We start from the raw sequence: 648 nt of genomic DNA on the forward strand, positions 1-648 counted from the left end.
GCCGCGTCCTCGAAGCCGAGGAACTCGACCCCGACGTCGAGTTCGCGTTCGGCCTGGACTGCGTGCTCGACGGACTCACCGCCCGACTGGGTCGCTGAGCAGTCAGCACACGTAACGGTTCACAGTTCACGGTTTCCGGGTGGAGGACCAGGCGGACCTGGTCCTCGGCCAGGATTCCGGCCAGGTCGACGGCGCGGGTCGGGTCGTCGAGGCTCCAGCGGGAAAGATCGAGATATCAGGCTTCCACCATGCACCCCTCCCTACGCGTGATCCTCGGCGCGCTCAGCGGTATCGCGCAGCACCTGGGCCGCGATGGCGGGCGGCATCCCCAGGACCAGGTTGCGGATGGCGGCGAGCAAGGTGCCAAACAGGGTGGTCCCAGACTTGGCCAGTTGGTTCATCCTGATCCCCGCCTATGCCCTGCGTCGTATGAAACTGAGGAGATGTCGTCGCCTGGTGACCATGGGGGCTGACGGTGCTCGCCTGAGTGCGGTGCGCGGGGCGGCGGCCTGGCAGGCTAGTTTTGCCTGGTGAGTCTCCTCGAGGATGTGGCTGAGCGCGACGGCGGGCGGTGCTGGGTGTGCGACGAACCGGTCGACCCCACCATGTCGGTGAACGACCCGAGGGGGCCCAGCGTCGACAGCCGGA

Annotated in this window: 1 protein-coding gene; it reads right to left on the bottom strand. The window is 67.4% G+C overall.

Translation table 11 applies throughout. The features are described 5' to 3' along the window. Window positions 1-260: 260 nt before the first annotated feature. Window positions 261-401 (bottom strand): hypothetical protein, encoded by a 141-nt coding sequence (locus F0L68_RS42495; protein WP_188316698.1) that lies wholly within the window; start codon window positions 399-401, stop codon window positions 261-263. Window positions 402-648: the final 247 nt, after the last annotated feature.

Origin of the sequence: Solihabitans fulvus, assembly GCF_008386585.1 — a bacterium.
In the GTDB taxonomy this organism is placed as follows: domain Bacteria; phylum Actinomycetota; class Actinomycetes; order Mycobacteriales; family Pseudonocardiaceae; genus Solihabitans; species Solihabitans fulvus.